Here is a 26464-nt window from a genome sequence, read left to right as displayed (position 1 = left end):
GACTTCCCATTCCAGGATTTTAAGTAAGTCATATACCACGATTACCGAAGGCATGCTCTTTCGATTTCCGGCCTGCTCCGGCATTATTTTTCCGGCATGTGCGCGCGACAAAGAGACCGATGGTTTTCCATCGGTCCCGTCAAAAGCGGCAGGCACAACTGCCTTGCCCCTTGCTTCAGGCGGCCTGGATGGATTTGATCCTGTCGATGCCGCCGACAACAGGCGCGAAATCGTCCCATACGCCCTGGGCGCCCTTCTGCCATTCGTCGAAGGCTTCCGGCTTCAGGAGCTTCCGCCATGGCCAAGCGCCGTCTCGACGAATTTGGCTTCACCATCGACGATCAGCTGGTTGAAATAGGCGGCTCCTTCGCTGAAGGCCTGCTGGAACACCGCGCCATGCAGTGCGGTCATGCGCTGCTGGCCGACGGAATGCCCTCGCCCGAAAATGCGGCAATTTGATTATTTTTTGCGCATATCTATTTTTGCACAGTTTTCAGGCGACACCTTGCCAAAATTGCTGCAGCGCGTCATAAATATAGCAATGACGCATCGCGATCTGACAATTCTGGTGATCGACGAAAATGCCATTCGCGCCTCCATCATCGAAGAGGGGCTGCGCGAGGCAGGGCATGCGCACGTCACCGTGGTCCATGAGGTCAACGGCATTGCGCGAATCATCGAAACGCTGATGCCCGACGTGATCATCATCGATATCGAAAATCCCAATCGCGACATGATGGAGCATCTCTTCCAGCTGACGCGCACGGTCAGCCGTCCGATCGCCATGTTCGTCGATCGCTCCGACACCGCCTCGATCGAGGCCGCCGTCGATGCCGGCGTCTCGGCCTATATCGTCGATGGCCTGAAGAAGGAACGCGTCAAGCCGATCCTCGACATGGCCGTCAGCCGCTTCAACGCCTTCAGCCGGCTGCGGCGCGAGCTTGCCGATGCCCGCTCAGCGCTGGAAGAACGCAAGCTCATCGAGCGCGCCAAGGGCATATTGATGAAGATGCGCGGCCTGTCTGAGGAAGAGGCCTTCGCGCTGCTGCGGCAGACGGCGATGAACGAAAAGAAGAAGATGTCGGAAATCGCCCAGAGCGTCGTCACCGCCGCGGGGCTGTTGATGTAATGGCCGACCTGATGAATTTCCGGAGGAAACCGGAGTGGATATGATGACGAAGACCGCCAAATCAGGCGGCGAGTTGCCCTCGCCCATGCGCCTGAATGCCGAAGGACCGAAAGTGCTCAGGGCCGGTTTCATTCCGCTCGTCGATGCGTCAGTGCTGATTGCAGCGGCGGAATTCGGTTTCGCGCAGAAGGAAGGCCTGACGCTCGATCTCGTCAAGGATGTCTCCTGGGCGAATGTGCGTGACCGTCTGGCATTCCGCCAGTTCGATATCGCCCACATGCTGTCGCCAATGCCCGTCGCCTCCATGCTCGGCCTCGGCTCCAATCCCTCACCGACGATCACACCGTTTTCGCTGGGGCGCGGCGGCAATGCGATCACCCTGTCGACGCGGCTCTTCGACAGGATGCGCAATGACGCGGGACTGCCGGAAACGGCAGGCGCGCTCGACAATGCCCGCGCCCTGGCAAAAACACTGGCGGCGATGAAGGTGCGCGGCGAACCGCTGCCGACCTTCGGGGTCACCTATCCCTTCTCCTCGCATAATTACGAATTCCGCTACTGGCTGGCCGCCGGCGGCATCGATCCCGATAAGGACGTCAAGCTCGTCGTGGTGCCGCCGCCGATGACTTCGGATGCGCTGGCCGCCGGTGCGATCGACGGTTTCTGCGTCGGCGCGCCGTGGAATATGGTCGCTTCGGAGCGCGGCGTCGGCCGCATCGTCGCCGCCAAGCAGGATATCTGGCCGTCCGCCCCGGAAAAGGTGATCGGCATGCGGCCGGATTGGGCGGAAACCCATCCGGAAACCGTTTCCAGGCTGATCGTGGCGCTCGATGCGGCAGCCCGCTGGTGCGACCAGCCGGACAATCACGATGCGCTGGCGGCCGCTCTTGCCGACCCCCGCTATATCGCTGCCCCCGTCGAGATCATCCGCCGCGTGCTCGCCGGCGAATTCAGCCTCGACGCAAAGGGCAACCGGCGCATCATCGCCGATTATTTCATGTTCCATTCCGGATTCGCCAATTATCCTCGGCCAAGCCAGGCGCTGTGGATATACAGCCAGATGATCCGCTGGGGGCAGGCCGAGGCCAGCCTCAACATGGCAAGGGCTGCCGCGTCCGCCTACCGCCCGGATCTCTATCGGACAGCGCTCGGCGACGGCAACGCACCCGATGATGCCGATATCCGCATCGAAGGCGGCGACGAGGGCGACCGTTTCATGGACGGCCATGTCTTCGACCCGGCGAGGCTGCCTGATTATGTCGCAGGCTTTGCCGTCAAAAGCGCCCTGCCCTTCGTTACCGGCGACGAAATCTGATCCACGCCCGCCTGCCCAAAACGCCAGCAAGGATCTGCGCCCCACATGGCAAGCGCACAAAAGATTAGCACAACTGTCGACAGCTCGAAAAACAAGCAAACGGCCGATTTCGAGAAATGTAAATAAATCAATACATTACACAAAAAGCGACAAACTGGCACGCAGCTTGCAAGGATATTACCGCACCGGTCAAAGGCGATCTGCGCAGAAAGAGCGCCAGCAGGCGTTCACGGAAGACACGGAGATCCTCTTCAAATGGAAGAAGCAGATCTCGGTGATTTGAAATCAAATACCTGGGCGATCATGTCGATTGTCTCCGGGTAACCGGCCGGAAGGCCCAAGAATTCGGCGTCCAACGGCGGGCGCCACCAGCAAAGCCGCTGATCAGGATATTTCGCGCACCTCGTGTATGCGCGTCCTGACCAGCGGCTTTTTGTTTTAACCCTCAGCGATGGATCGGCACGACCTTGTCGGGCCCCGGAGAAGTTATGTCTGTCATCGAGAAAGTGCCACCCATGTCCGCCGGCGAACCAGCCAAAGCATTGTGGATTTCCACGGTCGCCTTCACCCTCTGTTTTGCCGTCTGGACGATCTTCGCGATCATCGGCATTCGCATCAAGCAGGATCTCGGGCTGAACGAGGCCGAGTTCGGCCTGCTGGTCGGCACTCCGGTGCTGACCGGTTCGCTCGTGCGCATCGTCCTCGGCATCTGGACGGGGCGTTACGGCGGCCGTCTCGTTTACACGCTCACCATGCTGGCCGCCGCATTGGCGACCTTCCTGCTCTCCTATGCCCAGACTTATACGCAAATGCTGATCGCCGGCCTCGGTGTCGGCCTTGCCGGCGGCTCGTTTGCGGTCGGTGTCGCCTATGTCTCGCCTTTCTTTCCGGCGGAGAAGCAGGGAACCGCGCTCGGCATCTTCGGCGCCGGCAATGTCGGCGCAGCCGTGACCAAATTCGCCGCTCCTTTCGTGCTGCTCGCCTGGGGCTGGCAGGCGGTTGCCGAGATCTGGGCCGTCTGTCTGGCGCTGATGGCAATCGTCTTCTGGTTCACCACGACCGATGATCCGGCCTACCGTCTCCGCCGCGAGCGCAACGTCGCGTCCAAGAGTTTTGCCCAGGAATTCGCGCCGCTGCAGAACGTTCAGGTCTGGCGCTTCTCGCTCTACTATTTCTTCGCTTTCGGCGGCTTCGTCGCCCTGTCGCTGTGGCTGCCGCGCTACCTCGTCGGCGTCTACGGCTTCAACCTCGAAACTGCCGGCATGATCGCGGCCGCCTATTCCATTCCCGGCAGCATCTTCCGCGCCTTCGGCGGCGTGCTGTCGGACAAGAAGGGCGCGCGCAGCGTCATGTATACGATGTTTGCCGTGTCGGCCGTCGCCACCCTCATCCTGTCGCTACCGGCTGCGACCATCACGCCGGTCATCTTCATCGTGGTGATCTTCGTGCTCGGCTTCTTCATGAGCCTCGGCAAGGCCGCCGTCTACAAGCACATTCCGGCCTACTATCCGGAAAACGTCGGCGCAGTCGGCGGCGTCGTCGGGATGATGGGCGGCCTTGGCGGCTTCATCCTTCCGATCGCCTTCGGCCTCCTCAAGGACATGACCGGCCTCTGGTCCAGCTGTTTCCTGCTGCTGTTTGCGATCGTCGTCACCTCACTCATCTGGATGCACCTGTCCGTCAAGCAACTGTCGCGCCAAGGGCACTCGGCGCCCGTGGCTGCAACCTGATCTAAGGACTTGGAAATATGACCGAAAAACTCGTCATCATCGGCAATGGCATGGCGCCCGGGCGCATGCTGGAGCACCTCTTCGAACAGGCGCCCGGACGCTATGAAGTTACGATCTTCAATGCCGAGCCGCGCGTCAACTACGACCGCATCATGCTGTCGCCGGTTCTCTCCGGCGAGAAGGATTACGAGCAGATCATCATTCACGGTGACGGCTGGTATATCAAGCACGGCATCATGCTCTACAAGGGCCACAAGATCGTCAATATCGATCGCGTCGCCAAGACCGTCACCTCCGACCACGGCGTCACCGAAAGCTACGACAAGCTGGTGATCGCAACCGGTTCGGTGCCCTTCATCATCCCCGTTCCCGGCAAGGATCTGCCCGGCGTCATCACCTATCGCGATCTCGACGACGTGCAGGCCATGCTGCTTGCCGCCCAGTCGCGCGAAAAGGCTGTCGTGATCGGCGGCGGCCTGCTTGGCCTGGAAGCAGCCGCCGGTCTTGCCCAGCGCGGCATGGACGTCACCGTGCTGCACGTCATGCCGACGCTGATGGAGCGCCAGCTCGATCCCGCCGCCGGCTATCTATTGCAGAAGGCGGTGGAGGAGCGCGGCATCAAGGTCATCTGCAAGGCCAATACCAAGGCGATCATCGGCAACGGCAAGGTCGAAGGCATCGAGCTTGACGACGGCCGCATCATCCCGGCAACGCTTGTTGTGATGGCCGTCGGCATTCGTCCCAGTGTCGGCCTTGCGAAGGACGCCGGCATTGCGGTCAATCGCGGCATCGTCGTCGATTCCGGCATGCAGACCTCGGATGGCGATATTCTCGCGCTCGGCGAATGCGCCGAAGTGGGCGGCATGGTCTATGGCCTCGTTGCGCCGCTCTATGAAATGGCCCGAATCGCTGCCGCGCATCTCTCTGGCGATCGCTCGCCCGCCTTCGTTCACGCCGATACGCCGACCAAGCTCAAGGTCACCGGCATCGAGCTTTATTCACTCGGTGACTTCGCCGACGGCGACGACCGCGAGGAGATCGTGCTGCGCGATGCCAGCGCCGGCGTCTATAAGCGCCTGGTGCTGAAGGACAACAAGATCATCGGCACTGTGCTTTACGGCGAGACCGCCGACGGGGCATGGTTCAACGATCTGAAGAAGAAGGCCACCGATATTTCGGAGATGCGCGAGACGCTGATCTTCGGACAGGCCTATCAGGGAGGGTCGCCGCTGGACCCTATGGCGGCCGTTGCAGCCTTGCCGGATGACGCGGAGATCTGTGGCTGCAACGGCGTATGCAAGGGCAAAATCACTTCGACGATTTCAGGCAAGGGGCTGACGTCGCTCGACGACGTCCGTGCCCACACGAAGGCATCCGCCTCGTGCGGCTCCTGTACCGGCCTCGTCGAGCAACTCATGGCACTGACGCTCGGCGACAGCTACAATCCGGCCGCCGTCCAGCCGATGTGCACCTGTACCGAACTCGGCCATGACGATGTCCGCCGTCTGATCAAGGCCAAGGGCCTGAAGAGCATACCTGCCGTCATGCAGGAGCTGGAATGGAAGACTTCCTGCGGCTGCGCCAAATGTCGGCCGGCGCTCAACTATTACCTCGTCTGCGACTGGCCGGACGAATATGCCGACGACTACCAGTCGCGTTTCATCAATGAGCGCGTGCATGCCAATATCCAGAAGGACGGCACCTACTCCGTCGTTCCGCGCATGTGGGGCGGCGTCACCAATTCGAACGAGCTGCGCGCCATCGCCGATGTCGTCGACAAATTCGAGATCCCGATGGTCAAGGTGACCGGCGGCCAGCGCATCGACCTGCTCGGCATCGAGAAGGAAGACCTGCCCGCCGTCTGGGCCGATCTCGGCAAGGCCGGCTTCGTCTCCGGCCAGGCCTATGCCAAGGGTCTGCGTACCGTGAAGACCTGCGTCGGCTCGGACTGGTGCCGCTTCGGTACGCAGGACTCCACCGGTCTCGGCATTCGCATCGAGAAATTCATGTGGGGCTCCTGGACGCCGGCCAAGCTGAAGATGGCCGTCTCCGGCTGCCCGCGCAACTGCGCGGAAGCGACCTGCAAGGACATCGGCGTGATCTGCGTCGATTCCGGTTTCGAGATCCATTTTGCCGGTGCGGCCGGTCTCGACATCAAGGGCACGGAGGTTCTTGGGCTTGTCCGGACCGAGGACGAGGCGCTGGAGCATATCGTGGCGCTGACGCAGATGTACCGCGAGCAGGCCCGCTATCTCGAGCGCATCTACAAGTGGGCCAAGCGCATCGGCCTGGAGGAAATCCGCCGCCAGATCATGGGCGATGCCGAAAAGCGCCAGGCCTATTACGACCGCTTCGTCTTCAGCCAGAAATTTGCCCAGGTCGATCCCTGGTCGGAGCGTGTTTCCGGCAAGGACAAGCACGAGTTCAAGCCGATGGCGACGATCGGCTATCCGCAGGCAGCCGAGTAAGGAGATGGACATGAACTGGCCCAATGAAAACTGGCATCCAATCGGTGACATCTCCGACATCCCCTTACGCGGCGCGCGCTGCGTGAAAACACCGCAGGGCAAGATCGCCGTCTTCCGCACGGCTGAAAACGAGGTCTTCGCCATCGAAGACCATTGCCCGCACAAGGGCGGCCCGCTCTCCCAGGGCATCGTGCATGCCAAGGCGGTCACCTGCCCGTTGCACAACTGGGTGATCTCCCTCGAAACCGGCAAGGCGCTCGGCGCCGACGAGGGCCAGGTGCGGACCATCCCGGTCCGCAATGAGGACGGCGCCCTCTTCATCGCGCTCGAAAGCCTGATGATGGCGGCGGAATAGATGGCGGCTGAGGTCAAGACCACCTGTCCCTATTGCGGCGTCGGCTGCGGCGTCCTCGCCACGGTCGATGAGGCCGGAACCGTCAGCGTCAAGGGAGATCCCGAGCATCCGTCGAATTTCGGCCGGCTCTGCTCGAAGGGGTCGGCCCTTGCCGAAACCATCGATCTCGACGGCCGGATTCTCTATCCCGAAATCGCAGGCGAACGGAGCGGTTGGGACGAAGCACTTGACCTGGTCGCCCGGCGTTTTTCTGAAACGATCGCCGAACACGGGCCTGACGCTGTCGCCTTCTACGTCTCGGGCCAGTTGCTGACCGAGGATTACTACGTCGCCAACAAGCTGATGAAGGGCTTCATCGGCTCGGCCAATATCGATACCAATTCAAGGCTCTGCATGTCCTCCTCCGTGGCGGGGCATCGCCGCGCCTTCGGCGCCGACACGGTGCCCGGAACCTATGAGGATATCGAACTCGCCGATCTGGTGATCCTGACCGGCTCCAACCTTGCCTGGTGTCATCCCGTCATCTACCAGCGGCTTGCCGCCGCCAAGACGGCGCGGCCCAACATGCGGATCGTCGTCATCGATCCGCGCCGGACGATGACATGCGATATCGCCGACCTGCACCTGGCGATCCGCCCCGACGGCGACGTCGCGCTGTTCATGGGACTGCTTGCCCATCTCGCGACAAGCCCGGCCATCGATCAGAACTATATCGGCGCCCATACGGAAGGTTTCGGCGAGGCTTTTGCGGCGGCCGCAGCACTTGATATCAACGAACTCCTGGAACGCACCGGCCTGCCGGCCATGCAGATCAGGGAGTTCTTCCGCCTGTTCGAGACGACGCCGAAAGTCGTCACCTGCTACAGCCAGGGCGTCAATCAATCCGCCTCCGGCACCGACAAGGTCAATGCCATCCTCAACTGCCACCTGGCGACCGGCCGCATCGGCCGTCCCGGCATGGGACCGTTCTCGCTGACCGGCCAGCCGAACGCCATGGGCGGGCGCGAGGTCGGCGGCCTTGCCAATATGCTTGCCGCCCATATGGCGATCGAGAATACCGATGACCGGGACCGCGTGCAGCGCTTCTGGAATTCGCCCGTCATCGCCGCAAAACCCGGCCTGAAGGCGGTCGACATGTTCCGCGCCGTGGCCGACGGACGCATCAAGGCGCTCTGGATCATGGCCACCAATCCCGTCGTCTCGATGCCGGATGCCGATAGCGTCGAAAGCGCGATCGCCGCCTGTCCCTTCGTCGTCGTGTCGGACATCCTCAAAGAGACGGATACGACCCGGCACGCAGACGTGCTTTTGCCCTCGCTCGGCTGGGGCGAGAAGGACGGGACCGTCACCAATTCCGAACGGCGCATTTCCCGGCAGCGGCCGTTTCTAGGGCTCCCCGGCGATGCAAGAGCCGACTGGTGGCAGCTTGCCGAGGTCGGGCGCCGCATGGGATTTGCCGCCGCCTTCGATTTTGATGCGCCAGACGCAATCTTTGCGGAGCACGCCGCGCTTTCCACCTTCGAAAATAACGGCAGCCGCGATTTCGACATCGGCGCGCGCGCCGATATCAGCGGCGACGCCTATGACGAGCTTTCGCCCTTCCAGTGGCCGCAGCCGGCAGGGACCGCACCCGGCGTCACCCGCTTCTTCGCCGAGGGTGGATTCTTCCATCCGGATGGCAAGGCACGTTTTGTCGCGGTCAAACCGCCGGCCACGGATCGCACCAGTGCCGATTTCCCCTTCACGCTGAATACCGGGCGCATCCGCGACCAGTGGCACACGATGACGCGAACCGGAAAGAGCGCACGCCTTTCCGCCCACATCGCCGAACCCTTTGCCGAGATCCATCCGCGTGACGCGATCGAGACCGGTATATCAAGCGCCGGTCTGGTCGAGATCGAAAGCCCCCATGGCAAGGCGATCGTCCGGGCGCTGGTGACCGATCGTCAGGCTCGCAGCGGCGTCTTTGCGCCGATGCACTGGAACGATCAGTTCGCCGCGAAAGCGCGGATCGATGCCGTGGTCGCGCCGATCACCGATCCCGTTTCCGGTCAGCCGGCGTCGAAGAATGTTGCTGTCGCCATCCGGCCCTTCCGCGCCACCCATTATGGCTTCGCCGTCTCTGCTACAAAACCGGCCACGCCCAACGCGGCCTATTGGGCGCTGGCGAAAGCCTCCGGCGGCTGGCGGCTGGAGCTTGCCTTCGGTGAAGCTGTCGAAGACTGGACAGCCTGGTGCCGGGCGGTGTTCGCCATTCCGGCCGAGGTCGAACCACTGGGTTATGCCGACCGGCAATCCGGCGACCTCAGGCTAGCCTTTTTCGATGGCGAGGTCCTGCTTGCCGCGCTGTTTCTCGCCCGCGAGCCGGTCGCCGTCGCGCGCAATTGGGCGATCTCGCAGCTTACTGCCTCGCATGGCGACCTCAGGAAGCGCTTTGCGCTGGTCGCTGGCCGTCCCGGAGCCGGCAGGCCGGATCCGGGCGCCACCGTCTGCTCCTGCTTCAGCGTCGGAGTCAATCAGATCGCTGCCGCCGTGCGCGGCGGATGCCACAGCGTCGAGGCGGTCGGCAAGGAAACGAGCGCCGGAACCAATTGCGGCTCCTGCCGCAGCGAAATCGGCAGGATCATCGATCGATGTCTTGCCGCAGCCGCGGAGTGAAAGCGCAAAGGATGCTGTAACGCGGCGGGACTGATGTCAGGCCGTGGCGGGGACGATCAGCATCTTACGCTCGGCAGAGATGCGAACCGCGATCTCGTCATAGGATGAGAGCGTCGGATGGGGCGTTTCCATCTTGTCGTGATGGGTTGCGGTGACGACCATGACATCGGCGCCCGCCGCTTCGCCGGCGGTGATGCCGGCTGCGACATCCTCGAATACCAGGCAGTCCCGCGTGCCGACGCCGAGGCGTTCGGCGCCGAGAATGTAACATTGCGGATCGGGTTTTCCGACCTTCACGTCCTCCGCCGTCACCATGAATTTCGGCAGCGGCAGCCCCGCCGCCTCCAGCCGCCTGTGGGCAAGGCGCAGAGGCGAGGAGGTGACGATCGCCCAGCGATCCGGCGGCAGTGAACTCAAAAATGCCGCAGCACCCGGGATGGCAACGACATCGCTGACATCGGCGATCTCGGCCTCGGTCACCAGCCTGGATTCATGTTCGGGATCGACGCCGGGCAGGTTCAGCCGGGTGATCGTGTCGATGCCGCGCGATCCGTGCATCTTCGGCAAAAAGGTTGCGACATCGAGCCCGTGGCGCCTTGCCCAGTCACTCCATGCACGCTCGGCCGCACGGATCGAATTGAGGATGGTGCCGTCCATATCGAACAGGAAGGCGGCATAAGGCTTCTCGAAGCCGCGGGGCATCGGCAGGGACAAAGGCGGATCCTTTTAAGGAAGAGTGTCGGATGGTCGTCGTATCGCTCGATCAAACGGCAAATCATGGCCTTTTGCAAGCTTTCGCGAGACGAGCCTATCCACACGCCCGGCCACTCGGATCAACGAAGCAGCTTTAGCGAGCCCGTCAGCGAGCGGATCCATTTCGTCGGGCCGGCGAGCCCGACGCCGTCGATGACCTCCGACGAGAGGTCGCGTTCGGGCATCGAAGCCTCATAATCGGCATAGACGTGCAGCGCTCGAGCAAAACGCGGGAACGGCACCACCAGCGCCCCTTCGGGCGCCGGCAGTGCCTTCAGCAAGAGCGATCTCAGATCGGCCGCTGCCGCCTGCAGCACCGGAACCGGCTTATTGGCACTGACATGAAATGCCCGACCGGCATGATCGCTCAGCCGTGCCCCGGCAAGTGCGGGTGCCGCGGCACCGAGGCCGATCGACAGCACCGCAACCGTATTGGCGAGTTCGCCGGCCGGCAGCCCCGGCTCGACGATCACGGCGACACGCCAGTCCTCAACCATCATTCGTCCGCTCCTTCTCGGTTCGACGTCCTCACCCTATCGAAAGGCAGAGAAATATCCTGCCTATTCCTGACGTCTCACATCCAAATCAGGTAGGATTTTCCCGGCGACCGAAAAAATTCGAAAGGACATACCGATCATGGAATTCGAGCCGGGAGATATCCGCATATTGAAGGCGCTGCAAAGCGAGGGGCGGCTGACGAACCAGGAGCTTGCCGAACGCGTGGGGATGTCGACCTCGCCTTGTTGGCGCAGGGTGAAAAGGCTTGAAGAGGCCGGCGTCATCCGCGGCTATCAGGCTGTTGTCGATCGCCGCGCCGTTGGCCTCGGCGTCCTCGCTTTCGTCCGCGTCCAGATCGACACGCATTCCCATGACGAGGCCGAACGGTTCGAACGCGAGGTCGGCGCACTGGAAGCGGTGGTCGCCTGTTATTCCGTCGCCGGCGAGGCCGATTTCCTTTTGCAGGTGGTCGCGGCCGATCTCGACAGCTATGCCGAATTCGCCATGACGGTGATCCGCCGCCTGCCCGGCATCAAGGAGATGCATACGATGTTTGTGCTGAAGGACATCAAGGCATCGACGATCCTGCCCGTTCAGACGGCGGCCGCCAGCCGTTCGCGCTGAAGTCATCGCCTGCCTCGCTGCCTATGCCTGCGGGCTGGAGGCTGCGGAGAGGCTTCGCCTAAAAGGCTGTGCTGGCGGTCGTGGTGATCAGGTCGCAGGAGAGCCGGAGGCCGATCGGATCGTGGCAAAAATCATCCGCGGCGCCGGCGAGTTCCAGTCCGGCTGGAGCGTCGGCACGCAGGTAGGTCTGTGTGGTCAAGTCGACGCGCACCGGAACGGCGGTCCAGAGCGAGGGACGGCTGACGTTGATCGCGGAAATTTTAGTCTTGTCATTCCTGACGGCGTAAGAGGCGACCGCCATGCCGCTCACCGTCAAGGTGAGTGCAAGTGCGATCTGGAGACCGAGATCTGCGGCTTCGCGAAAGGAGATGAACATTGCGGCCTCATGCCACGGTTTTTTAGTATCTCCGCATGCAAGTAGGGCATGCGCTGGCACCGATCCAGCGACATCGCCCGTTAAGGTTTACGCATAACCATGTCGGCCACGCCGTGCGGCTTGAATGCAGGTTTTCGGCAAATTTCGGAACAATGATTCAGCCTGGCAGTTACATCAGGGTCATCCAAGATGAAAATCCAAGGAGGATATATCCCATGTCTAGATCCCTTATCGCCGCTTCGTTACTCGCGATCGGCATGGCATCGTCGGCCTTTGCCCAGTCGAACCCGGATCCGATCGGGCCGACGAATGGCGGCTCGACCGATCCGAGCTCGGGTACCTATTCGTCCGATTACACCAACGATGACAATGGCATACGCCCGGTCCCCGTCTCGCCGGTCGATCCGATGACGACCCAGAGCATCGGGCGGCCGCAGACGATGGAATGCCCCGGAATGCCGCAACAGATGTCCGGCGTCGACACGCGCGGCGGCCAGAGCGGTGCATCGATCAGCGAAGCCTGCCGCGAATACGACAACTGAGCGGACAGTCCCCCGCTCTGAGCATGTCGCACAAACGTGCGCCATGCTTGAAAAAGGCCGGTTCACACCGGCCTTTTTCATGACAGCCATGAAAGCTTTTCTTTCGGATGAAACTTTTGATCCGCGTGTTCCGTACCGCCGTAACAGCTTGAAAGAACACGAACGGGAATGGCTTCATTGGCAAAGGACACGGCAACACCTGTTATCCTCTGGTTTCGCAAGGACTTGCGCCTTGACGACAACCAGGCTCTCAACGCCGCCCATCACTCCGGACGGCCGGTCATCCCTCTCTATATCAGAGAGCCGCAGGCGGCAGGCACCGGTCCACTGGGTGCCGCGCAGGCCTGGTGGCTGCACCATTCGCTGGCGGCGCTGGACGGCTCGCTGGGCAAGCGGCAGGGGCGGCTGGTGCTGGCCAGCGGCGATGCGCTTGCGGTGCTCTGCGCCCTGATCAGGGAAAGCGGCGCGGAAGCCGTCTTCTGGAACCGGCGCTACGATCCATCCGGAATGTCGATCGACATCCGGATCAAGCACGAACTGGAGAAGCAGGCGGTCGAAGCGAGAAGCTTCGGCGGTCAGTTGCTGCACGAACCTTCCCGGCTAATGACCGGCAATGGCACGCCCTATCGCGTCTATACGCCATTCTGGCGCGCGCTGGAGGGTGGCTGCGAACCGGAGCCGCCGCTGGATGCGCCGGCGAAACTGCTTCTCGCATCGCAACTTCCGAACTCGGAAAGGCTGGAGAGCTGGAAGCTGCTGCCGGTGAAACCGGATTGGGCAGGCGATTTCGCCGATCTCTGGACACCTGGCGAAGAAGGCGCCCGGAAGAAGCTCCATGCTTTCGCCGAGGACGCACTCGACGGCTACAAGCAAAACCGCGATTATCCGGCAAGACCGGCAACATCGATGCTGTCGCCGCATCTGGCTCTCGGCGAGATATCCCCTGCCCGCATCTGGCACGCGACACGCGGCCTGTCGAAACGGGTGCCGGCAACCGATATCGTGCATTTCCGCAAGGAGATCGCCTGGCGCGAATTTTCCTATCACCTGCTCTTCCATTTCCCGCGTCTTGCCTCGGCCAACTGGAACGATCGTTTCGACGGCTTCGAATGGCGCAACGACGGCGAGGATTTCAAGGCGTGGTGCAGAGGGCTGACCGGTTATCCGATCGTCGATGCCGGCATGCGCCAACTCTGGCGCCACGGCTGGATGCACAATCGCGTGCGCATGATCGTCGCCTCCTTCCTTATCAAGGATCTGATGATCGATTGGCGACGCGGCGAGGCCTGGTTCCGTGACACGCTTGTTGATGCCGATCCCGCCAACAATGCGGCAAGCTGGCAGTGGGTGGCAGGCTCGGGAGCCGACGCCTCGCCGTTCTTCCGCATCTTCAATCCGGTGCTGCAGGGCGAAACCTTCGATCCCGGCGGCGACTATGTCAGAGCTCATGTGCCGGAGCTTCGAGGGCTCGGGGCAAAATACATCCACCGGCCATTCGAGGCGCCGCAAGGCGTGCTCGACGAGGCCGGCATCACGCTGGGCCAAACCTATCCGAAACCGATCGTCGATCATGCGAACGCACGCAACCGAGCGCTCGCCGCCTACAACGCCACGAGGGATGCCGCATGAACGCGCATGTCCGTCCCGCATCGCGCCGGCTGAAGATCGCCGTCATCGGCTCCGGCATATCGGGCGCCTCCGCTGCCTGGGCGCTGAACACCGTGCACGACGTCACGCTCTACGAGAACCAGGCGCGGGCCGGTGGCCATACGGCGACCGTCGACGTCGATTACAACGGCTTTCGGATTGCGGTCGACACCGGCTTCATCGTCTATAATGAACAGAATTACCCCAATCTGACGGCGCTGTTTGCCGAGCTCGGCATTGCGACGCATGCCAGCGACATGAGCTTTTCGCTCTCGCTCGACCACGGCAGGCTGGAATGGAGCGGCGGCGGACTGTCCTCGGTCTTCGCGCAGAAGCGCAACCTGCTGCGGCCGTCATTTCTGTGGATGATCCGCGAGATCCTGCGCTTCAACCGCAGCTGCCTCGAAGATCGGGCCGCCGGCCATCTCGCCTCACGCTCGATCGGCGATTATCTCGACTGGCGCGGCTTCTCGCCCGGTTTCACCAACAATTATCTGATGCCGATGGCGGCGGCAATCTGGTCGACGCCGTCCGCCCGCATGCTGCAGTTTCCGGCCGAGCACTTCGTCAATTTCTTCGACAATCACCGGCTGATCTACCGCCGGCAGCACCAGTGGCGGACGGTCACCGGCGGCAGCCGCACCTATCTCGACCGGCTGCTTCGACCCCTCGGCGAACGGGTGAAACTTTCCTGCGGCGTGCGCGCCGTCATCCGCTCCGAGCACGGCGTGACGCTCATCGACGAAACGGGCGGCGAACACCTGTTCGACAAGGTGATCTTCGCCTGCCATAGCGATCAGACGGCACGCCTGCTCGCCGATGCCAGCGATAGGGAAAGCAGGCTCTTTGCCGCCATTCCCTACCAGCCGAACCGCGTCGTCCTGCACCGCGACCAATCGTTGATGCCGCAGCGGCGCAAGCTTTGGGCCTCGTGGAACTATTTGCGCTCCAGCCGTGAAGAGGGAAATGCCGGCGTTGCCGTCACCTACTGGATGAACCGGCTGCAAGGCATCGACGACAATTTTCCGTTGTTCGTCACTCTCAATCCCGACCGGGAGCCGGAACGTGACAAGGTGTTTGCCGAATTCACCTACGACCATCCGCAATTCTCGGCGGACGCCATGGCTGCACAACAGGCGCTTGTCACCATTCAGGGACAAAGCCATTGCTATTTCGCCGGCGCCTGGACGGGCTACGGATTCCACGAGGATGGCCTCGTTTCCGGTCTGGCGGCGGCGGAAGCCTTGGGCGGGATCATCCCCTGGCGAACTACCCGAACCGCCATCCTCAAGCCTCAACCGGACGTAGCGGCATGACAGGGCGCGGCGAAAAACACGGCATGAATACGATGACCAACGGCCCTCCACCAGATGCCGCGGCAACGCTCTATGTCGGCGACATCATGCATCAACGGATGAAACCGTTCGGTCATCGCTTCCGCTACCGCGTCTTCTCGCTGCTCGTAGACCTCGACAGGCTGGATGAGGCTGGCAGGCTATCGTCGCTGTTTTCCGTCAATCGGCGCAATCTTGTCTCGTTCCACGAGAAGGACCATGCCAGTGCCGGGAGCGCGACGCTGCGCGCCTATGTCGACAGGCTGTTCGCCGAGACGGGGCTCGACCGCGCGGACAGGATCCTGCTCGTCTGTTACCCCCGAATTCTCGGCTATGTCTTCAACCCGCTCTCTGTCTATCACGCCTATGATGGCGGCGGCGCACTCGTCGCGATGATCTATGAGGTGCGCAATACGTTTGGCGAGCGGCACAGCTATGTCTGTCCCGTCGGCCCCGGTGAGATGTCGGAAAGCGGGCTTCGCCAGAGCTGCGACAAGCGCTTCCACGTTTCGCCCTTCATCGGCATGGCGGCGCGTTATCATTTCCGCATGCTGCCGCCCGGTGCCGAAATCCGCTGGCGCATCCTGGAAAACGATCATGAAGGCCCGCTTCTCTCGGCGACATTTTCCGGAAGGCACATGCAATTGACCAGCGCCTCGCTGCTGGGGCTGACGGCGCGCATCCCCTTCCTCACCTTCAAGATCATTGCCGGGATCCATTGGGAGGCGCTGAAATTGTGGCTGAAGGGCGCTCGCTACATCAGGCGTCCGGCACCGCCGCCTGAAGTAAGCGTCCGACAGCCCCGCCCGCTTGCGGAAGCCGCGGAATGACATGACAGCCTCGTTGCCCCGCGCAAAGGAGCCGTAACTTTTTGAACTGCTAAATCTATTCCGATTTCGGGAATTATGCGGTAGCGTTCGATGCAATGGCCGAGGGGGCGGCCGTGCATATCATAATGGGTGTATCGTCGTCCCTAACCGGCACGAAAATGCTGGAGGAGAAAAGATGAGCAAGGCGCAGGATTGGAACCTGCTGGCTCGTGATGCGGTGACGCTGACGGCCGAAAATATGTCCCGCATAGTGAAGGGTCTGCCCTTCAAGGCAAGGCTAGCCCTGCGCGGACTTCTGCACATGCAGCACGGTTCGCTTGCCGTCACACTCCCCGACGGCCGCAGGCTGCTGGTCGAGGGCAAAAAGGCGGGACCGAAGGCGGCACTCCACCTCCGCAACTGGAACCTTGCCTATAGGGCGCTGACGAGCGGCACGATCGGCGTCGCCGAAACCTATATGGATGGCGACTGGGACAGCCCCGACATCGCCGCCTTCCTCGAGCTCTTCCTCGTCAACGGCGAGGCCGCGCACAGCTATGCGCATGGCAAGGGCGGCCTCGGCCGCCTTTTCGAGCGCGTCCGCCATTGGATGAACGCCAATACCAAGACGGGCTCGAAACGCAACATCTCCGCCCATTACGATCTCGGCAACGATTTCTACAGGCAATGGCTCGATCCGAGCATGACCTATTCCTCAGCGCTCTATTCCACGGGCGCCAACGACCTGCAATCGGCCCAGAATGCCAAATACCGGGCGCTTGCCGAAGCGACCGGCATCGGCCCCGGCGACCACGTGCTTGAGATCGGCTGCGGTTGGGGCGGTTTTGCGGAGTTTGCCGCAAGCGAGCTGAACTGCAAGGTAACAGGCCTGACGATCAGCCGCGAGCAACTCGCCTTTGCCGAGGAGCGCATCCAAAAGGCCGGCCTCGACGACCGCGTGAAATTCCGCTTCCAGGATTACCGCGATGAAACAGGCCTCTACGACCGGATCGTCTCGATCGAGATGTTCGAAGCGGTCGGCGAGAGGTACTGGCCATCCTATTTTTCAAAGCTCAGGCAATGTCTGAAGCCGGGCGGCAAGGCCGGCCTGCAGATCATCACCATCCGGCCGGAATCCTTCGACCAGTATCGCAGCAACCCCGACTTCATCCAGAAATACGTCTTTCCCGGCGGCATGCTGCCGACGCGCAATCATCTGGCCGAGCTTGCCGGCAAGGTCGATCTGTCGCTGGTCAAGGATTTCGGCTTCGGGCTCGACTATGCCCGCACGCTGGCCGAATGGCGCGAACGCTTCTGGTCGGTCTGGGAGCGCATCCGCCCGATGGGCTTCGACGAGCGTTTCAAGCGGCTCTGGGAATTCTACCTGTTCTATTGCGAAGCCGGCTTCCGCGCCCGCAACATCGATGTGCGCCAGGTCGTGTTCTCGCGCCGTTGATCATTCCGCCGGATGCGGCGTCGCCGGATGGTGACCAGCCAAGGGCGGCCGCTCCCGCCAGCCGGTCGCGCGGTTCACCAGCGCGAAATAGGCGCTGTAAGGCAACAGGCGTCCGAGCTTCAGCATGGTGGTGAAGCGCTTCGGGAAGGTGATCTCGAAGACCTGCGATTTCAACCCGGCAGCAATCTGCCGGGCGGCCTCCTCGACCGATACCAGGGCCGGCATCGGAAAGGCGTTCTTCCGCGTCGCCGGCGTATCGACGAAGCCCGGGCTGACGAGCTGGATGCGGATGCCCATCTTATCGAGATCGAATTTCAGGCTCTCGGTCATATTGATCAACGCCGCCTTGGTGGCGCCGTAGGCAGCGCCTGTCGGCAGGCCGCCATAGCCGGTGACGGAGGAGACGATGGCGATCTGCCCCTGCTCCTTTTCCTTCATATGGCGGATTGCCGGCAACAGGCAGTTGACGACGCCGGAAAGATTGACGGCGAAGCTCTTCTCGAAATCGGCGCGGTTCAGATCCTCGGCATGAACAGGCAGGTAGACGCCGGCATTGAGGATCGCCATGGCGAGCGTGCCGTGCTCATATTCGATGGAAGCCATGATATGTTCCATGTCCTCGGCATCGGTGACGTCGCCGTCGAGAACGACAATACTGCCGGAAAGGCCGCTGGCCTCGGTCTGCAGCTCGACCAGCTTTTCATGGCTTCTGGCAGTGACGGCGACCTTGTATCCTTCGCCGGCCAGCTTCAGCGCCAGCGCCCGGCCGATGCCGGAACTCGCGCCCGAGATCCAGACGATTCCATGTTCGGGACGGGCGATGAAATCACGCATGACATGTTCCTCCGGGCTGCCTGATCAATGTGAAAACAGGTCCGGAAGTTCCTCACCTCTCCCGGATTTATGGCTCTATCACACCATTGTGGCTGCTTTCAGCCGATCAGGTCGCCGATCAGCTGACGAAAGGATCCCGTGAGTCTGACCGGCCCGTCGGAAACGGCAAAGGCGATGCAAGGCCTGTCCTTTTCGGCGACCGGCCGATGGTCGACCGTCTCGTCGGCAATAGAGATGTCGCCGGGGCCGAAGCGGCCGCGTTCATCGTTGAAGGCGCCGTCGAGAATGAGGATCAGTTCCATGCCCTTGTGGGTGTGCGCCGGCAAGGCGCGGCCCGGACGGATCCACATCAGGTTGACCTCGCAGCCGTCCATGTCGAGCGGATATTCCCTGAAGCCCGGCAGCCGCGTGCGCCAGGGCACATCCTCGGCCTCGAAGCCGACGAGATCGCGCAAGGCTTGGGGAAACAGCGCGTTTTCCGGCCGCGCCGCCGCCGGCGGCGGCGTTCCGGGAGATGCAGAGGAAAAGATCGTCGCAAGCCGCCCGTCGCGATCGGCAATAGCCGCTTCAGGCACGTTTTCCAACGCTTCGCCGGCCAGCAGCTCGAGGCTGTTCACCAGGCTGCGATTGTCCGGTTTCATTTCGAGATGAGACTGTACCAGCACGCGCGCCGGCTCGGGCAAGGAGCCGGCAACATAATGCGCCATCAATGCATCGATCGTGTCGATCTGCTCGTGAACCATGTCTGTTTCGGTCACGCCCTGTTGCCGCGCTCCGTTTCGCTTTGTCGTCATCCGTACGGGGAAAGTCAATCTTCGGATCACCCTCACAGGGCGGGATTGCGGGCCGTACACAATTTCGGGGAGGAAAGCGAAATTTTATCGTGTCCAACAGAGGCGTGGAATAGCTTTTCTTGCCAACCCAGCCTTGTGAAGGGAAAAGACCGTTCCTAAAGTAAGAGTTCGAATAGAGGCAGATTCCATGACCTTCCACCCCTCCGTCCTCGAAGCCATCGGCAACACGCCCCTGATCAAACTCAAGGGCGCCTCAGAGGTGACCGGCTGCACCATTCTCGGCAAGGCGGAGTTCCTGAACCCCGGCCAGTCGGTGAAGGATCGCGCCGCGCTCTACATCATCCGCGACGCAGAGCGGAAGGGACTGCTTCGCCCGGGCGGCGTCATCGTCGAAGGCACGGCCGGCAATACCGGTATCGGCCTGACGCTGGTCGCCAAGGCGCTCGGTTACCGCACCGTCATCGTCATCCCGGAAACGCAGAGCCAGGAAAAGAAAGATGCGCTGAAGCTGCTCGGCGCCGAACTGGTCGAAGTGCCCGCCGTTCCCTACAAAAACCCGAACAACTATGTGAAGGTATCCGGGCGGCTGGCAGAACAGCTGGCGAAGACCGAGCCGAACGGCGCAATCTGGGCAAACCAGTTCGACAACGTAGCCAACCGTCAGGCGCATGTCGAAACGACCGCCAAGGAAATCTGGAAAGACACCGACGGCAAGGTCGACGGCTTCATCTGCTCCGTCGGCTCCGGCGGCACGCTGGCCGGCGTGGCGGCCGGCCTCAAGGCTTTCAAATCAGACGTCAAGATCGGCATCGCCGACCCCGACGGCGCTGCACTCTATGAATTCTACCAGAACGGCACGCTGAAATCCGAAGGATCCTCGATCACCGAGGGCATCGGCCAGGGCCGTATCACCGCCAATCTCGAAGGCTTCACGCCCGATTTCTCCTATCGGGTCTCCGATGCCGAAGCGCTTCCCTATCTTTTCGATCTCGTCGAGAACGAGGGCCTGTGCCTCGGCGGCTCGACAGCCATCAACATTGCCGGCGCGGTCAATCTCGCCCGGGATCTCGGCCCCGGTCACACGGTGGTGACAATCCTCTGCGACTACGGCAACCGCTATCAGTCGAAGCTCTTCAACCCGGATTTCCTGACGTCGAAGGGACTACCCGTTCCGGGCTGGATGGCCAAGTCGCCTGATATCCACGTTCCCTACGAGCCCGCGTGAGACCCCATGCCCGTTAATGCCCTCTATCGTGACGACTTCTATCTCTCGACGTGCGAAGCGGTCGTCACGGCCGTTCACGAAGACGGGGGCATCGAACTGGATCAGACCTGTTTCTATGCGACATCAGGTGGCCAGCCTGGTGATACCGGTGAGTTCGAACGCGCCGACGGCAGCAAGATCGCGCTCGGCCAGACGAAGCATGGTCCGAGCAAGGATATCATCATCCATGTGCCGCTCGAAAACGAGCCGAGGCCTGTGATCGGCGAAACGCTGGTGCTGCATGTCGACTGGCCGCGCCGCTACAGGCTGATGCGCATGCACACGGCCTGCCACCTGCTTTCCGTTGTCTGCTCCTATCCGATAACCGGGGCTGCCGTCGGCGAGGAGGAGAGCCGCGTCGATTTCGACATGGCCGAGACGATCGACAAGGATGAGGTGACGGCCAAGCTGATGGAACTGGTCGGTGACAACCATCCGGTCTATCTGCAGTGGATCACCGACGAGGAGCTTGTCGCCAATCCTGACATCGTCAAATCGAAGAATGTACGCCCGCCGATCGGGCTCGGGCGCGTCAGCCTCGTCTGCATCGGCGAGAACTCCTCGATTGACAGCCAACCCTGCGGCGGCACACATGTCTCCGAGACCCAGGAAGTCGGCCGGATCCATATCGCCAAGATCGAAAAAAAGGGCAAAGAGAACCGGCGCTTCCGCATCCGCTTCGGCACGCCCGGCGACGAAGCCTGACCATCAAGGGAGACCATCATGAGTGAGACCAAGAGCCGTTTCGTCGTTTCGGCCGATTGGCTGCAGTCCGAACTCGGGAAAGCCGATCTGCGCGTGCTGGACGCCTCCTTCTATCTACCGGCGCAAAAACGCGATGCCGATGCCGAATATGCGGCCGGCCATATTCCCGGCGCCATCCGCTTTGACCAGGACAAGATCGCCGACCACTCGACATCACTGCCGCACACGATCCCCTCGCCCGACTATTTCGCCACCGAAGTCGGGCGGCTCGGCATCAGCGAGAAGGATCGGATCGTCGTCTATGACGGCATCGGCCTGTTCGCCTCGCCACGCGTCTGGTGGCTGTTCCGGGTGATGGGGGCAAAGAATGTCTTCGTGCTCGACGGCGGCCTCGATGGCTGGAAGGCAGAAGGCCGTCCGCTGGAAACCGCAGCACCCAACCTTGCGCCGGCGAGTTTCACGCCTGACTTCGACGAAAGCCGCGTGGTGACGCTCGATAGAATGCGCGACATCGTCTCCAGCGGTGCCATGCAAATCGCCGATGCCCGCAGCGCCGGCCGCTTCGCCGCCGCCGAGCCCGAACCGCGTGCCGGCATGCGCTCCGGCCATATGCCGGGCGCCCGCAGCCTGCCTTCCGGCGTATTTGCCAACCAGGGCCGGTTCAAATCGCTGCCCGAACTCAGGCAGACGATCGAGGATGCCGGCATCGATCTTTCGAAGCCCGTCGTCACCTCTTGCGGCTCGGGGATCACCGCAGCGATCATCACGCTGGCGCTGGAATCGCTCGGCCATAACGACAACAAGCTTTATGACGGCTCGTGGAGCGAATGGGGCAGCCGTGACGATACGCCCATCGTTACCGGTCCGCCGACACCGGTCAAAGCCTGATCGCCATGGGGAAGACACCTGCTTCGCTGAAAGCTCACATCACCCGGCTCGAAATGACGTCGCCGCCGAAGGCAAGCATGCCGGTGCCCGTCAATATCCAGACGGCGATCATGCGCGCTCCCCAGATTCCGCTACCCTTCTATCGTTATCTCTACCGGCAGGTGGGCGCGCGCTGGCAATGGGTGGACCGGTTGCGCATGAGCGACGAGCAGCTTGCCGAGACATTGAACGACAAGCGCAACAATATCAGCGTTCTCTATGTGAACGGCGCACCCGCCGGATTCTACGAATATTTCTGCGAAGACGAGGATGTGATCGAGCTCAGCCATTTCGGCCTGATCGAACATGCGCTCGGTCTCGGCATCGGCAAATGGTTCCTGCTGCAGGCGCTCTATGCCATCTGGTCGCTCAATCCGAAGCGGGTCACCACCACCACCAACAATCTCGACCACCCGCGCGCGCTGCAGCTCTATCAGATGTACGGCTTCTCCCCCGTCTCCACCGGCACCGGAATCGTCCGGCCGCTGAGCGACAAGGAGCTTCTGGAGCTCGCGCGGAAAAGTTGACGGCCTCCTCCCCGACATAGGTGGAGATGACTAACGCTGTGTAAGGCTGTTCGGGCGGCGCGGATCGTTGCGGCGCTCGAAATCGAGCGTGCGGCCCGACTGTTCCTTGAGCTCCGCCACCTCCCGGCGCAGAGCCCTCAGCTCTTCCAGTATTTCGGCATTCTGTTGCGCCAGCAGCGCGAGATCGACGTCGGCCAAGGGTTTCTCCTTTTCGTCATGCAGTGTTGCGGCGGACCCGGAAAGGCTCTAGCCGTGCCGGTGGCCGGTGATCAGCCATGCGCGCGAATCGAACTGAATTCCATGGGATGTCTGGTGCGCTCGCAGCATGTCGAGTAGACGCGCCCGTATTTCGGACGCAGCAGTGGGATGATTGAGAGCCGTCTCGACATTTTCAAATGTCTGAATAGTCGCCAATGCAGTCTCAGGATCCGGACCGTAGAACACAGGCTCGCTGATTTCACGAAACTCGACGGCAGTGAACCCGGCCGTCTCGAGCAATCGAGACGTCACCGAGGGTTCGCTCAGTGAAAAGGCTTTGCCGGCCGCAACCGGACCGGTTGAATCCGGGTTGAGCGCCTCATGTATAGCGGTCGCCCACTCATTGCGATCTCTGCCCTGCCAGACCATGAAAACGAAACGCCCGCCCGGCCGTACGGCGTTGGCGATATTGGCGAAGGCGGCCGCCGGATCGGCAAAGAACATGACGCCAAATCGGCTGATGCAAAGGTCGAACCCCCCTTGTGCGAAGAAATGGTTCTGTGCATCCGCCACTTCGAACGTAACATTGGACAACCCCTCCTCGGCGCTGCGGCGACGGGCGATATCCAGCATCGTCACGGACAGGTCGATTCCATGCGCTCGTCCTGTTTCTGTAACACGAGCGGCATCACGAGTGGTTTGTCCGGCGCCGCAACCGATATCGAGCACACAATCAGACTGCCCAACCGCGGCGGCGACCCGAAAATGCGCGTTATGAAGAGCAAGCTCGGCATCATAGAAGTCCGCGAAATTCAATGCCGTTTCGTCAGCCATGATCTATCCCTAGAAACCGAAATTCGTGAGGAGTTAGCCGCCCGGCCCGCGCAGCCTCTCAGACCCAGCATGGGCCGTACATGTACCGTCCCGATCGTGTATCACGGGATGAAGACGCCAGACATACCCGCCGCGGCGACGAGAGACACGATTGACGCGACGATAGCATTATACCGCAGAGGCAAGCTGGCCCACGATCGCCCAATGCCTGCGGCGCGCAAGAAACGGGTGGCTTGCACGCTCGTCCGGGTGCATTTCATGGCAATCACAAAGGAGATCTGCCATGACCGCCATTCGTTTTGTCGCCATGCCGACGACCGACGCCGAACACCTCTGGAACGGCGGGCGCGACGCCTATGACAGGCTGCCCGAGACGATCGTTTCCGATGGTCCCGGCCATCCCTGCCGCCACTGCCTTCAGAATATCGATGCCGGCAAGGCGTTGCTGGTCTTCGCCTACCGGCCCTTCCCGAAGCTGCAGCCCTATGCCGAAACCGGCCCGGTCTTCCTGCACAAGCAACCTTGTGCACGTTATGCCGCCGAAGAGATCATGCCGCCGGTGCTGACGACGAGTCGCGACTTCATCGTCCGCGGCTATAGCGAGAACGACCGCATCGTCTACGGTACCGGCGCGGTGACTGAGATCGGCGATATTCCGGCCTATGGCGAAGAGCTGCTGGGACGATCTGATATCGCCTATGTGCATGTGCGCTCCGCGCGCAACAACTGCTTCCAGTGCCGGATCGACAAGCTAAAGGCGCCGGCCCTGGCGGAGGCTGGCGCCTGATCGGCGGCCGTCGAGGCGCAACAAGAAGTCGTGAATTCGCCGGCACGCTCCTTCTGCTGTAATCGGCGGGCCGTTTCGGTTTCCCCGGACGAATGCTGCCAGGATCGCGCCCTCGAATGTTATCAAACGCCGCGTAAAGCAATGATCCGCGAACCTGCGGCAGCCTGCCGTTGGTGTGCGAGCGGCGCATATTCGGGCGATGCAAAGAGACCACGGATGGCATCCATATCGAGAAACTCGATGATCAGCATATTCGTCGCCTGCCAGCCTTCGAGTTCGAGGGGGGCGTCATCGAGAGCGATGAGACGGCCGCCGGCCTTTGCCACCAGAGGCAGGGCCTTCGAACGGTAATCGGCAATGGCTTCGGGGTCGTGGATATCAAGATCGACAACGAGGTAGGCGGACATGATTATATCCTTTCAATCAATGTGAAGTTTGGGATGTGTGTTTTGCGTGCGGCGGCGCGCCTTATGGCAAGTGCCGCCACTTAACCATGCGCTTCCGGAGATCGAGTGTGCCGCCATCCACGGTGAAGCTGCCGTCGCCACGATGATGCATGGTCCGCCGTTCCTTGCGGGCCTCGTCGATCCAGATCCTCTTCGCTTCGAGGATGAAGAGATTGTATCGATCGACGAGGCTCGGATCGGCAAGACGGCATTCGATATTGGCAAGGCAGTCCACCAGCAACGGCGCCGCGACATCCTTTGCTGGACGAGTCCCCAAGCCGAACCGCTCGAACTTGTCCACCGTGTCACCGGAGCAATTGCCGATGTCCACCACGGTTTCGGCAAGATCGGTGGCTGGAATCGCAATCACGCATTCGCCGGTCTTTTTCAAAGTCTGGTGGCTGAAGTCCCAGGGGCCGATGACGCAACCGATCAGCGGCGGTGCGTGCTGGACCATCATGTGAAAACCCATTGTCATCACATTGGGCGTTCCCTCAAGGCTCGTCGTCACAAGAACGATCGGGCCCGGTTCGAGCAGGCGATAGGCCTGGGAAGCGGAAATCTCTTTCATCGTGCGGTTCCTTCGCGAGTTTCTTCCCCGCACGTATGCAGGGAAGCTGAAAGACCTTCTGGCGTGGTTACCAGCCCTGTTCGACCGGCAGAACGAAGAGTTCCGCGACATTCACATGTGCGGGCGCCTGCGCCGCAAAGACGATGGTGTCGCCGATGTCCTCGCCCTGCAGGAACGTCATTTGCTTGGCAAGATCGTCCATCTGCTTGATATAGCCGGGTTCGGTGATGTGATCGTACAGCTCGGTCGCCACGGCACCCGGCTGGATGCAGGTCACCCGAATATTGTGCTTCTGGCCCACTTCCATGCGCAGGCCGTCGGAGAACGCGGCCACCGCGTGCTTGGTGGCGCAATAGATCGACAGGCCTTTGAAGACCTTGCGGCCAGCGATCGACGACATGTTGAAGATGTGGCCGGAATGTTGATTGATCATCTGCGGCAGAACGGCAGCCGTGGTATTCAGCAGGCCCTTCACATTGACGTCGACCATCCGGTGCCATTCGTCGACTTTGAACTGATCGACATCCGAAAGCGGCATCAGACCGGCATTGTTGACGAGAATGTCGATCGAACCATAGGCACCCAACAGCTTTTTGACGCCGGCTTCGACGGAGGCTGGATCGACCACGTCCATTTCGATCACAAGGGCTTCACCGCCCCTGGAGGCGATCTCCTTTTGGAGGCCTTCAAGTTTGTCGGTGCGACGGGCGGCGATCCCAACCTTTGCGCCGGCCTCGGCGAGCTTCAACGCGGTAGCGGCGCCGATGCCGCTCGAGGCGCCGGTGACCAGCGCGATTTTTCCACTGATATTCGTCATGGTTTATCTCCTTGTCTGGCGCCCTTCCAACCGAAAGGACGGTCGTGTTCGACAAGGAGGAACATA

At 61.6% G+C, this 26464-nt stretch carries 27 protein-coding genes and 1 pseudogene; 17 read left to right on the top strand and 11 right to left on the bottom strand.

Features of this window, described 5'->3' with window-relative positions:
* Window positions 1-175 precede the first annotated feature (175 nt).
* Window positions 176-393 (bottom strand): annotated as a pseudogene (locus tag EEQ99_RS23645) (TRAP transporter substrate-binding protein); the annotation flags it as partial.
* A 148-nt stretch (window positions 394-541) separates the two neighbouring features.
* Here EEQ99_RS23645 and EEQ99_RS23640 point away from each other — a divergent pair.
* The 6 genes from EEQ99_RS23640 (at window position 542) to EEQ99_RS23610 (ending at window position 9655) form a co-directional block, all read left to right on the top strand.
* Entirely contained in the window at window positions 542-1129 is a 588-nt protein-coding gene (locus EEQ99_RS23640; protein WP_047614717.1) for an ANTAR domain-containing response regulator, read from the top strand.
* Between the two features lie 34 nt (window positions 1130-1163).
* Complete coding sequence (locus EEQ99_RS23635) at window positions 1164-2444, top strand: CmpA/NrtA family ABC transporter substrate-binding protein (RefSeq protein ID WP_174824492.1); 1281 nt, start codon at window positions 1164-1166, stop codon at window positions 2442-2444.
* A 488-nt stretch (window positions 2445-2932) separates the two neighbouring features.
* Window positions 2933-4174 carry an MFS transporter gene (locus EEQ99_RS23625; protein ID WP_047614713.1) on the top strand — a complete coding sequence of 414 codons (1242 nt, stop codon included), beginning with the start codon at window positions 2933-2935 and terminating at the stop codon, window positions 4172-4174.
* Window positions 4175-4191: 17 nt separating this feature from the next.
* Window positions 4192-6642, top strand: a complete 2451-nt coding sequence (gene nirB / locus EEQ99_RS23620; RefSeq protein WP_047614711.1) for a nitrite reductase large subunit NirB — start codon at window positions 4192-4194, stop codon at window positions 6640-6642.
* A 4-nt stretch (window positions 6643-6646) separates the two neighbouring features.
* The gene (gene nirD, locus EEQ99_RS23615; protein ID WP_047614709.1) at window positions 6647-6997 is read left to right on the top strand and encodes a nitrite reductase small subunit NirD; all 351 of its coding nucleotides are present in this window, start codon (window positions 6647-6649) and stop codon (window positions 6995-6997) included.
* Complete coding sequence (locus EEQ99_RS23610) at window positions 6998-9655, top strand: nitrate reductase (RefSeq protein ID WP_097543824.1); 2658 nt, start codon at window positions 6998-7000, stop codon at window positions 9653-9655. It abuts the gene before it with no gap.
* 36 nt (window positions 9656-9691) lie between these two features.
* Here EEQ99_RS23610 and EEQ99_RS23605 read toward each other — a convergent pair whose 3' ends face one another.
* Both EEQ99_RS23605 and EEQ99_RS23600 read right to left on the bottom strand, forming a co-directional pair.
* Window positions 9692-10369, bottom strand: coding sequence for an HAD family hydrolase (locus EEQ99_RS23605; RefSeq protein WP_047614706.1), 678 nt, complete (start codon window positions 10367-10369; stop codon window positions 9692-9694).
* 119 nt (window positions 10370-10488) lie between these two features.
* Window positions 10489-10908 (bottom strand): DUF2000 domain-containing protein, encoded by a 420-nt coding sequence (locus EEQ99_RS23600; protein WP_028757668.1) that lies wholly within the window; start codon window positions 10906-10908, stop codon window positions 10489-10491.
* Between the two features lie 136 nt (window positions 10909-11044).
* On the opposite strand from EEQ99_RS23600, the gene EEQ99_RS23595 reads away from it, so the two are divergent.
* A complete protein-coding gene (locus EEQ99_RS23595) occupies window positions 11045-11530 on the top strand; it encodes an Lrp/AsnC family transcriptional regulator (protein WP_028757669.1) in 486 nt (161 codons plus the stop codon).
* A gap of 58 nt (window positions 11531-11588) precedes the next feature.
* On the opposite strand, the gene EEQ99_RS23590 is transcribed toward EEQ99_RS23595, so the two are convergent.
* Window positions 11589-11906 carry a hypothetical protein gene (locus EEQ99_RS23590; RefSeq protein ID WP_028757670.1) on the bottom strand — a complete coding sequence of 106 codons (318 nt, stop codon included), beginning with the start codon at window positions 11904-11906 and terminating at the stop codon, window positions 11589-11591.
* A 215-nt stretch (window positions 11907-12121) separates the two neighbouring features.
* Between EEQ99_RS23590 and EEQ99_RS23585 the strand changes: the two genes are divergently transcribed.
* From EEQ99_RS23585 to EEQ99_RS23565, 5 genes are all read left to right on the top strand, one after another.
* On the top strand, window positions 12122-12448 hold the full coding sequence (locus tag EEQ99_RS23585; protein WP_028757671.1) for a hypothetical protein: 327 nt from the start codon (window positions 12122-12124) through the stop codon (window positions 12446-12448).
* A gap of 177 nt (window positions 12449-12625) precedes the next feature.
* A complete protein-coding gene (locus EEQ99_RS23580; protein ID WP_097543917.1) occupies window positions 12626-14077 on the top strand; it encodes a cryptochrome/photolyase family protein in 1452 nt (483 codons plus the stop codon).
* Window positions 14074-15411, top strand: coding sequence for an NAD(P)/FAD-dependent oxidoreductase (locus tag EEQ99_RS23575; RefSeq protein ID WP_097543822.1), 1338 nt, complete (start codon window positions 14074-14076; stop codon window positions 15409-15411). Before EEQ99_RS23580 ends, EEQ99_RS23575 begins: the two co-directional genes overlap by 4 nt.
* Window positions 15408-16259, top strand: a complete 852-nt coding sequence (locus EEQ99_RS23570) for a DUF1365 domain-containing protein (protein ID WP_047614700.1) — start codon at window positions 15408-15410, stop codon at window positions 16257-16259. Before EEQ99_RS23575 ends, EEQ99_RS23570 begins: the two co-directional genes overlap by 4 nt.
* Window positions 16260-16434: 175 nt before the next feature.
* Window positions 16435-17694 carry an SAM-dependent methyltransferase gene (locus tag EEQ99_RS23565; protein ID WP_047614699.1) on the top strand — a complete coding sequence of 420 codons (1260 nt, stop codon included), beginning with the start codon at window positions 16435-16437 and terminating at the stop codon, window positions 17692-17694.
* On the opposite strand, the gene EEQ99_RS23560 is transcribed toward EEQ99_RS23565, so the two are convergent.
* The gene (locus EEQ99_RS23560) at window positions 17695-18528 is read right to left on the bottom strand and encodes an SDR family NAD(P)-dependent oxidoreductase (protein WP_029867993.1); all 834 of its coding nucleotides are present in this window, start codon (window positions 18526-18528) and stop codon (window positions 17695-17697) included.
* A 98-nt stretch (window positions 18529-18626) separates the two neighbouring features.
* Window positions 18627-19286: a ChrR family anti-sigma-E factor gene (locus EEQ99_RS23555; protein WP_029867992.1), complete on the bottom strand. Its 660-nt coding sequence runs from the start codon at window positions 19284-19286 to the stop codon at window positions 18627-18629.
* A gap of 223 nt (window positions 19287-19509) precedes the next feature.
* Here EEQ99_RS23555 and EEQ99_RS23550 point away from each other — a divergent pair, with 223 nt between their 5' ends.
* From EEQ99_RS23550 to EEQ99_RS23535, 4 genes are read left to right on the top strand one after another with little or no spacing between them, the layout of a single operon-like run.
* The gene (locus EEQ99_RS23550) at window positions 19510-20547 is read left to right on the top strand and encodes a cysteine synthase A (protein WP_029867991.1); all 1038 of its coding nucleotides are present in this window, start codon (window positions 19510-19512) and stop codon (window positions 20545-20547) included.
* 6 nt (window positions 20548-20553) lie between these two features.
* Window positions 20554-21291: an alanyl-tRNA editing protein gene (locus EEQ99_RS23545; RefSeq protein ID WP_029867990.1), complete on the top strand. Its 738-nt coding sequence runs from the start codon at window positions 20554-20556 to the stop codon at window positions 21289-21291.
* An 18-nt stretch (window positions 21292-21309) separates the two neighbouring features.
* Window positions 21310-22179: a 3-mercaptopyruvate sulfurtransferase gene (gene sseA, locus EEQ99_RS23540; RefSeq protein ID WP_029867989.1), complete on the top strand. Its 870-nt coding sequence runs from the start codon at window positions 21310-21312 to the stop codon at window positions 22177-22179.
* 5 nt (window positions 22180-22184) lie between these two features.
* On the top strand, window positions 22185-22745 hold the full coding sequence (locus tag EEQ99_RS23535; protein ID WP_029867988.1) for a GNAT family N-acetyltransferase: 561 nt from the start codon (window positions 22185-22187) through the stop codon (window positions 22743-22745).
* A 30-nt stretch (window positions 22746-22775) separates the two neighbouring features.
* Here the strand turns inward: EEQ99_RS23535 and EEQ99_RS34700 are convergent, their stop codons facing one another.
* Both EEQ99_RS34700 and EEQ99_RS23530 read right to left on the bottom strand, forming a co-directional pair.
* Window positions 22776-22943 carry a hypothetical protein gene (locus tag EEQ99_RS34700; protein WP_164735956.1) on the bottom strand — a complete coding sequence of 56 codons (168 nt, stop codon included), beginning with the start codon at window positions 22941-22943 and terminating at the stop codon, window positions 22776-22778.
* Between the two features lie 48 nt (window positions 22944-22991).
* Window positions 22992-23780, bottom strand: a complete 789-nt coding sequence (locus tag EEQ99_RS23530; RefSeq protein ID WP_029867987.1) for a class I SAM-dependent methyltransferase — start codon at window positions 23778-23780, stop codon at window positions 22992-22994.
* A 280-nt stretch (window positions 23781-24060) separates the two neighbouring features.
* Here EEQ99_RS23530 and EEQ99_RS23525 point away from each other — a divergent pair, with 280 nt between their 5' ends.
* Complete coding sequence (locus tag EEQ99_RS23525) at window positions 24061-24564, top strand: DUF1203 domain-containing protein (RefSeq protein ID WP_029867986.1); 504 nt, start codon at window positions 24061-24063, stop codon at window positions 24562-24564.
* Window positions 24565-24686: 122 nt separating this feature from the next.
* Here the strand turns inward: EEQ99_RS23525 and EEQ99_RS23520 are convergent, their stop codons facing one another.
* The 3 genes from EEQ99_RS23520 to EEQ99_RS23510 all read right to left on the bottom strand — a co-directional run bounded on the left by EEQ99_RS23520 (window position 24687) and on the right by EEQ99_RS23510 (window position 26398).
* Window positions 24687-24971 (bottom strand): DUF1330 domain-containing protein, encoded by a 285-nt coding sequence (locus EEQ99_RS23520; RefSeq protein ID WP_028757378.1) that lies wholly within the window; start codon window positions 24969-24971, stop codon window positions 24687-24689.
* A 61-nt stretch (window positions 24972-25032) separates the two neighbouring features.
* Window positions 25033-25581, bottom strand: a complete 549-nt coding sequence (locus tag EEQ99_RS23515; protein ID WP_029867985.1) for a flavin reductase family protein — start codon at window positions 25579-25581, stop codon at window positions 25033-25035.
* A gap of 67 nt (window positions 25582-25648) precedes the next feature.
* Complete coding sequence (locus tag EEQ99_RS23510; protein ID WP_028757380.1) at window positions 25649-26398, bottom strand: SDR family oxidoreductase; 750 nt, start codon at window positions 26396-26398, stop codon at window positions 25649-25651.
* Between the last annotated feature and the right edge of the window lie 66 nt (window positions 26399-26464).

The organism is Rhizobium anhuiense (assembly GCF_003985145.1).
GTDB classification, from domain to species: domain Bacteria; phylum Pseudomonadota; class Alphaproteobacteria; order Rhizobiales; family Rhizobiaceae; genus Rhizobium; species Rhizobium anhuiense.
Note: the sequence above shows the minus strand (reverse complement) of the source record. Positions and strands in the feature narration are given on the sequence as shown.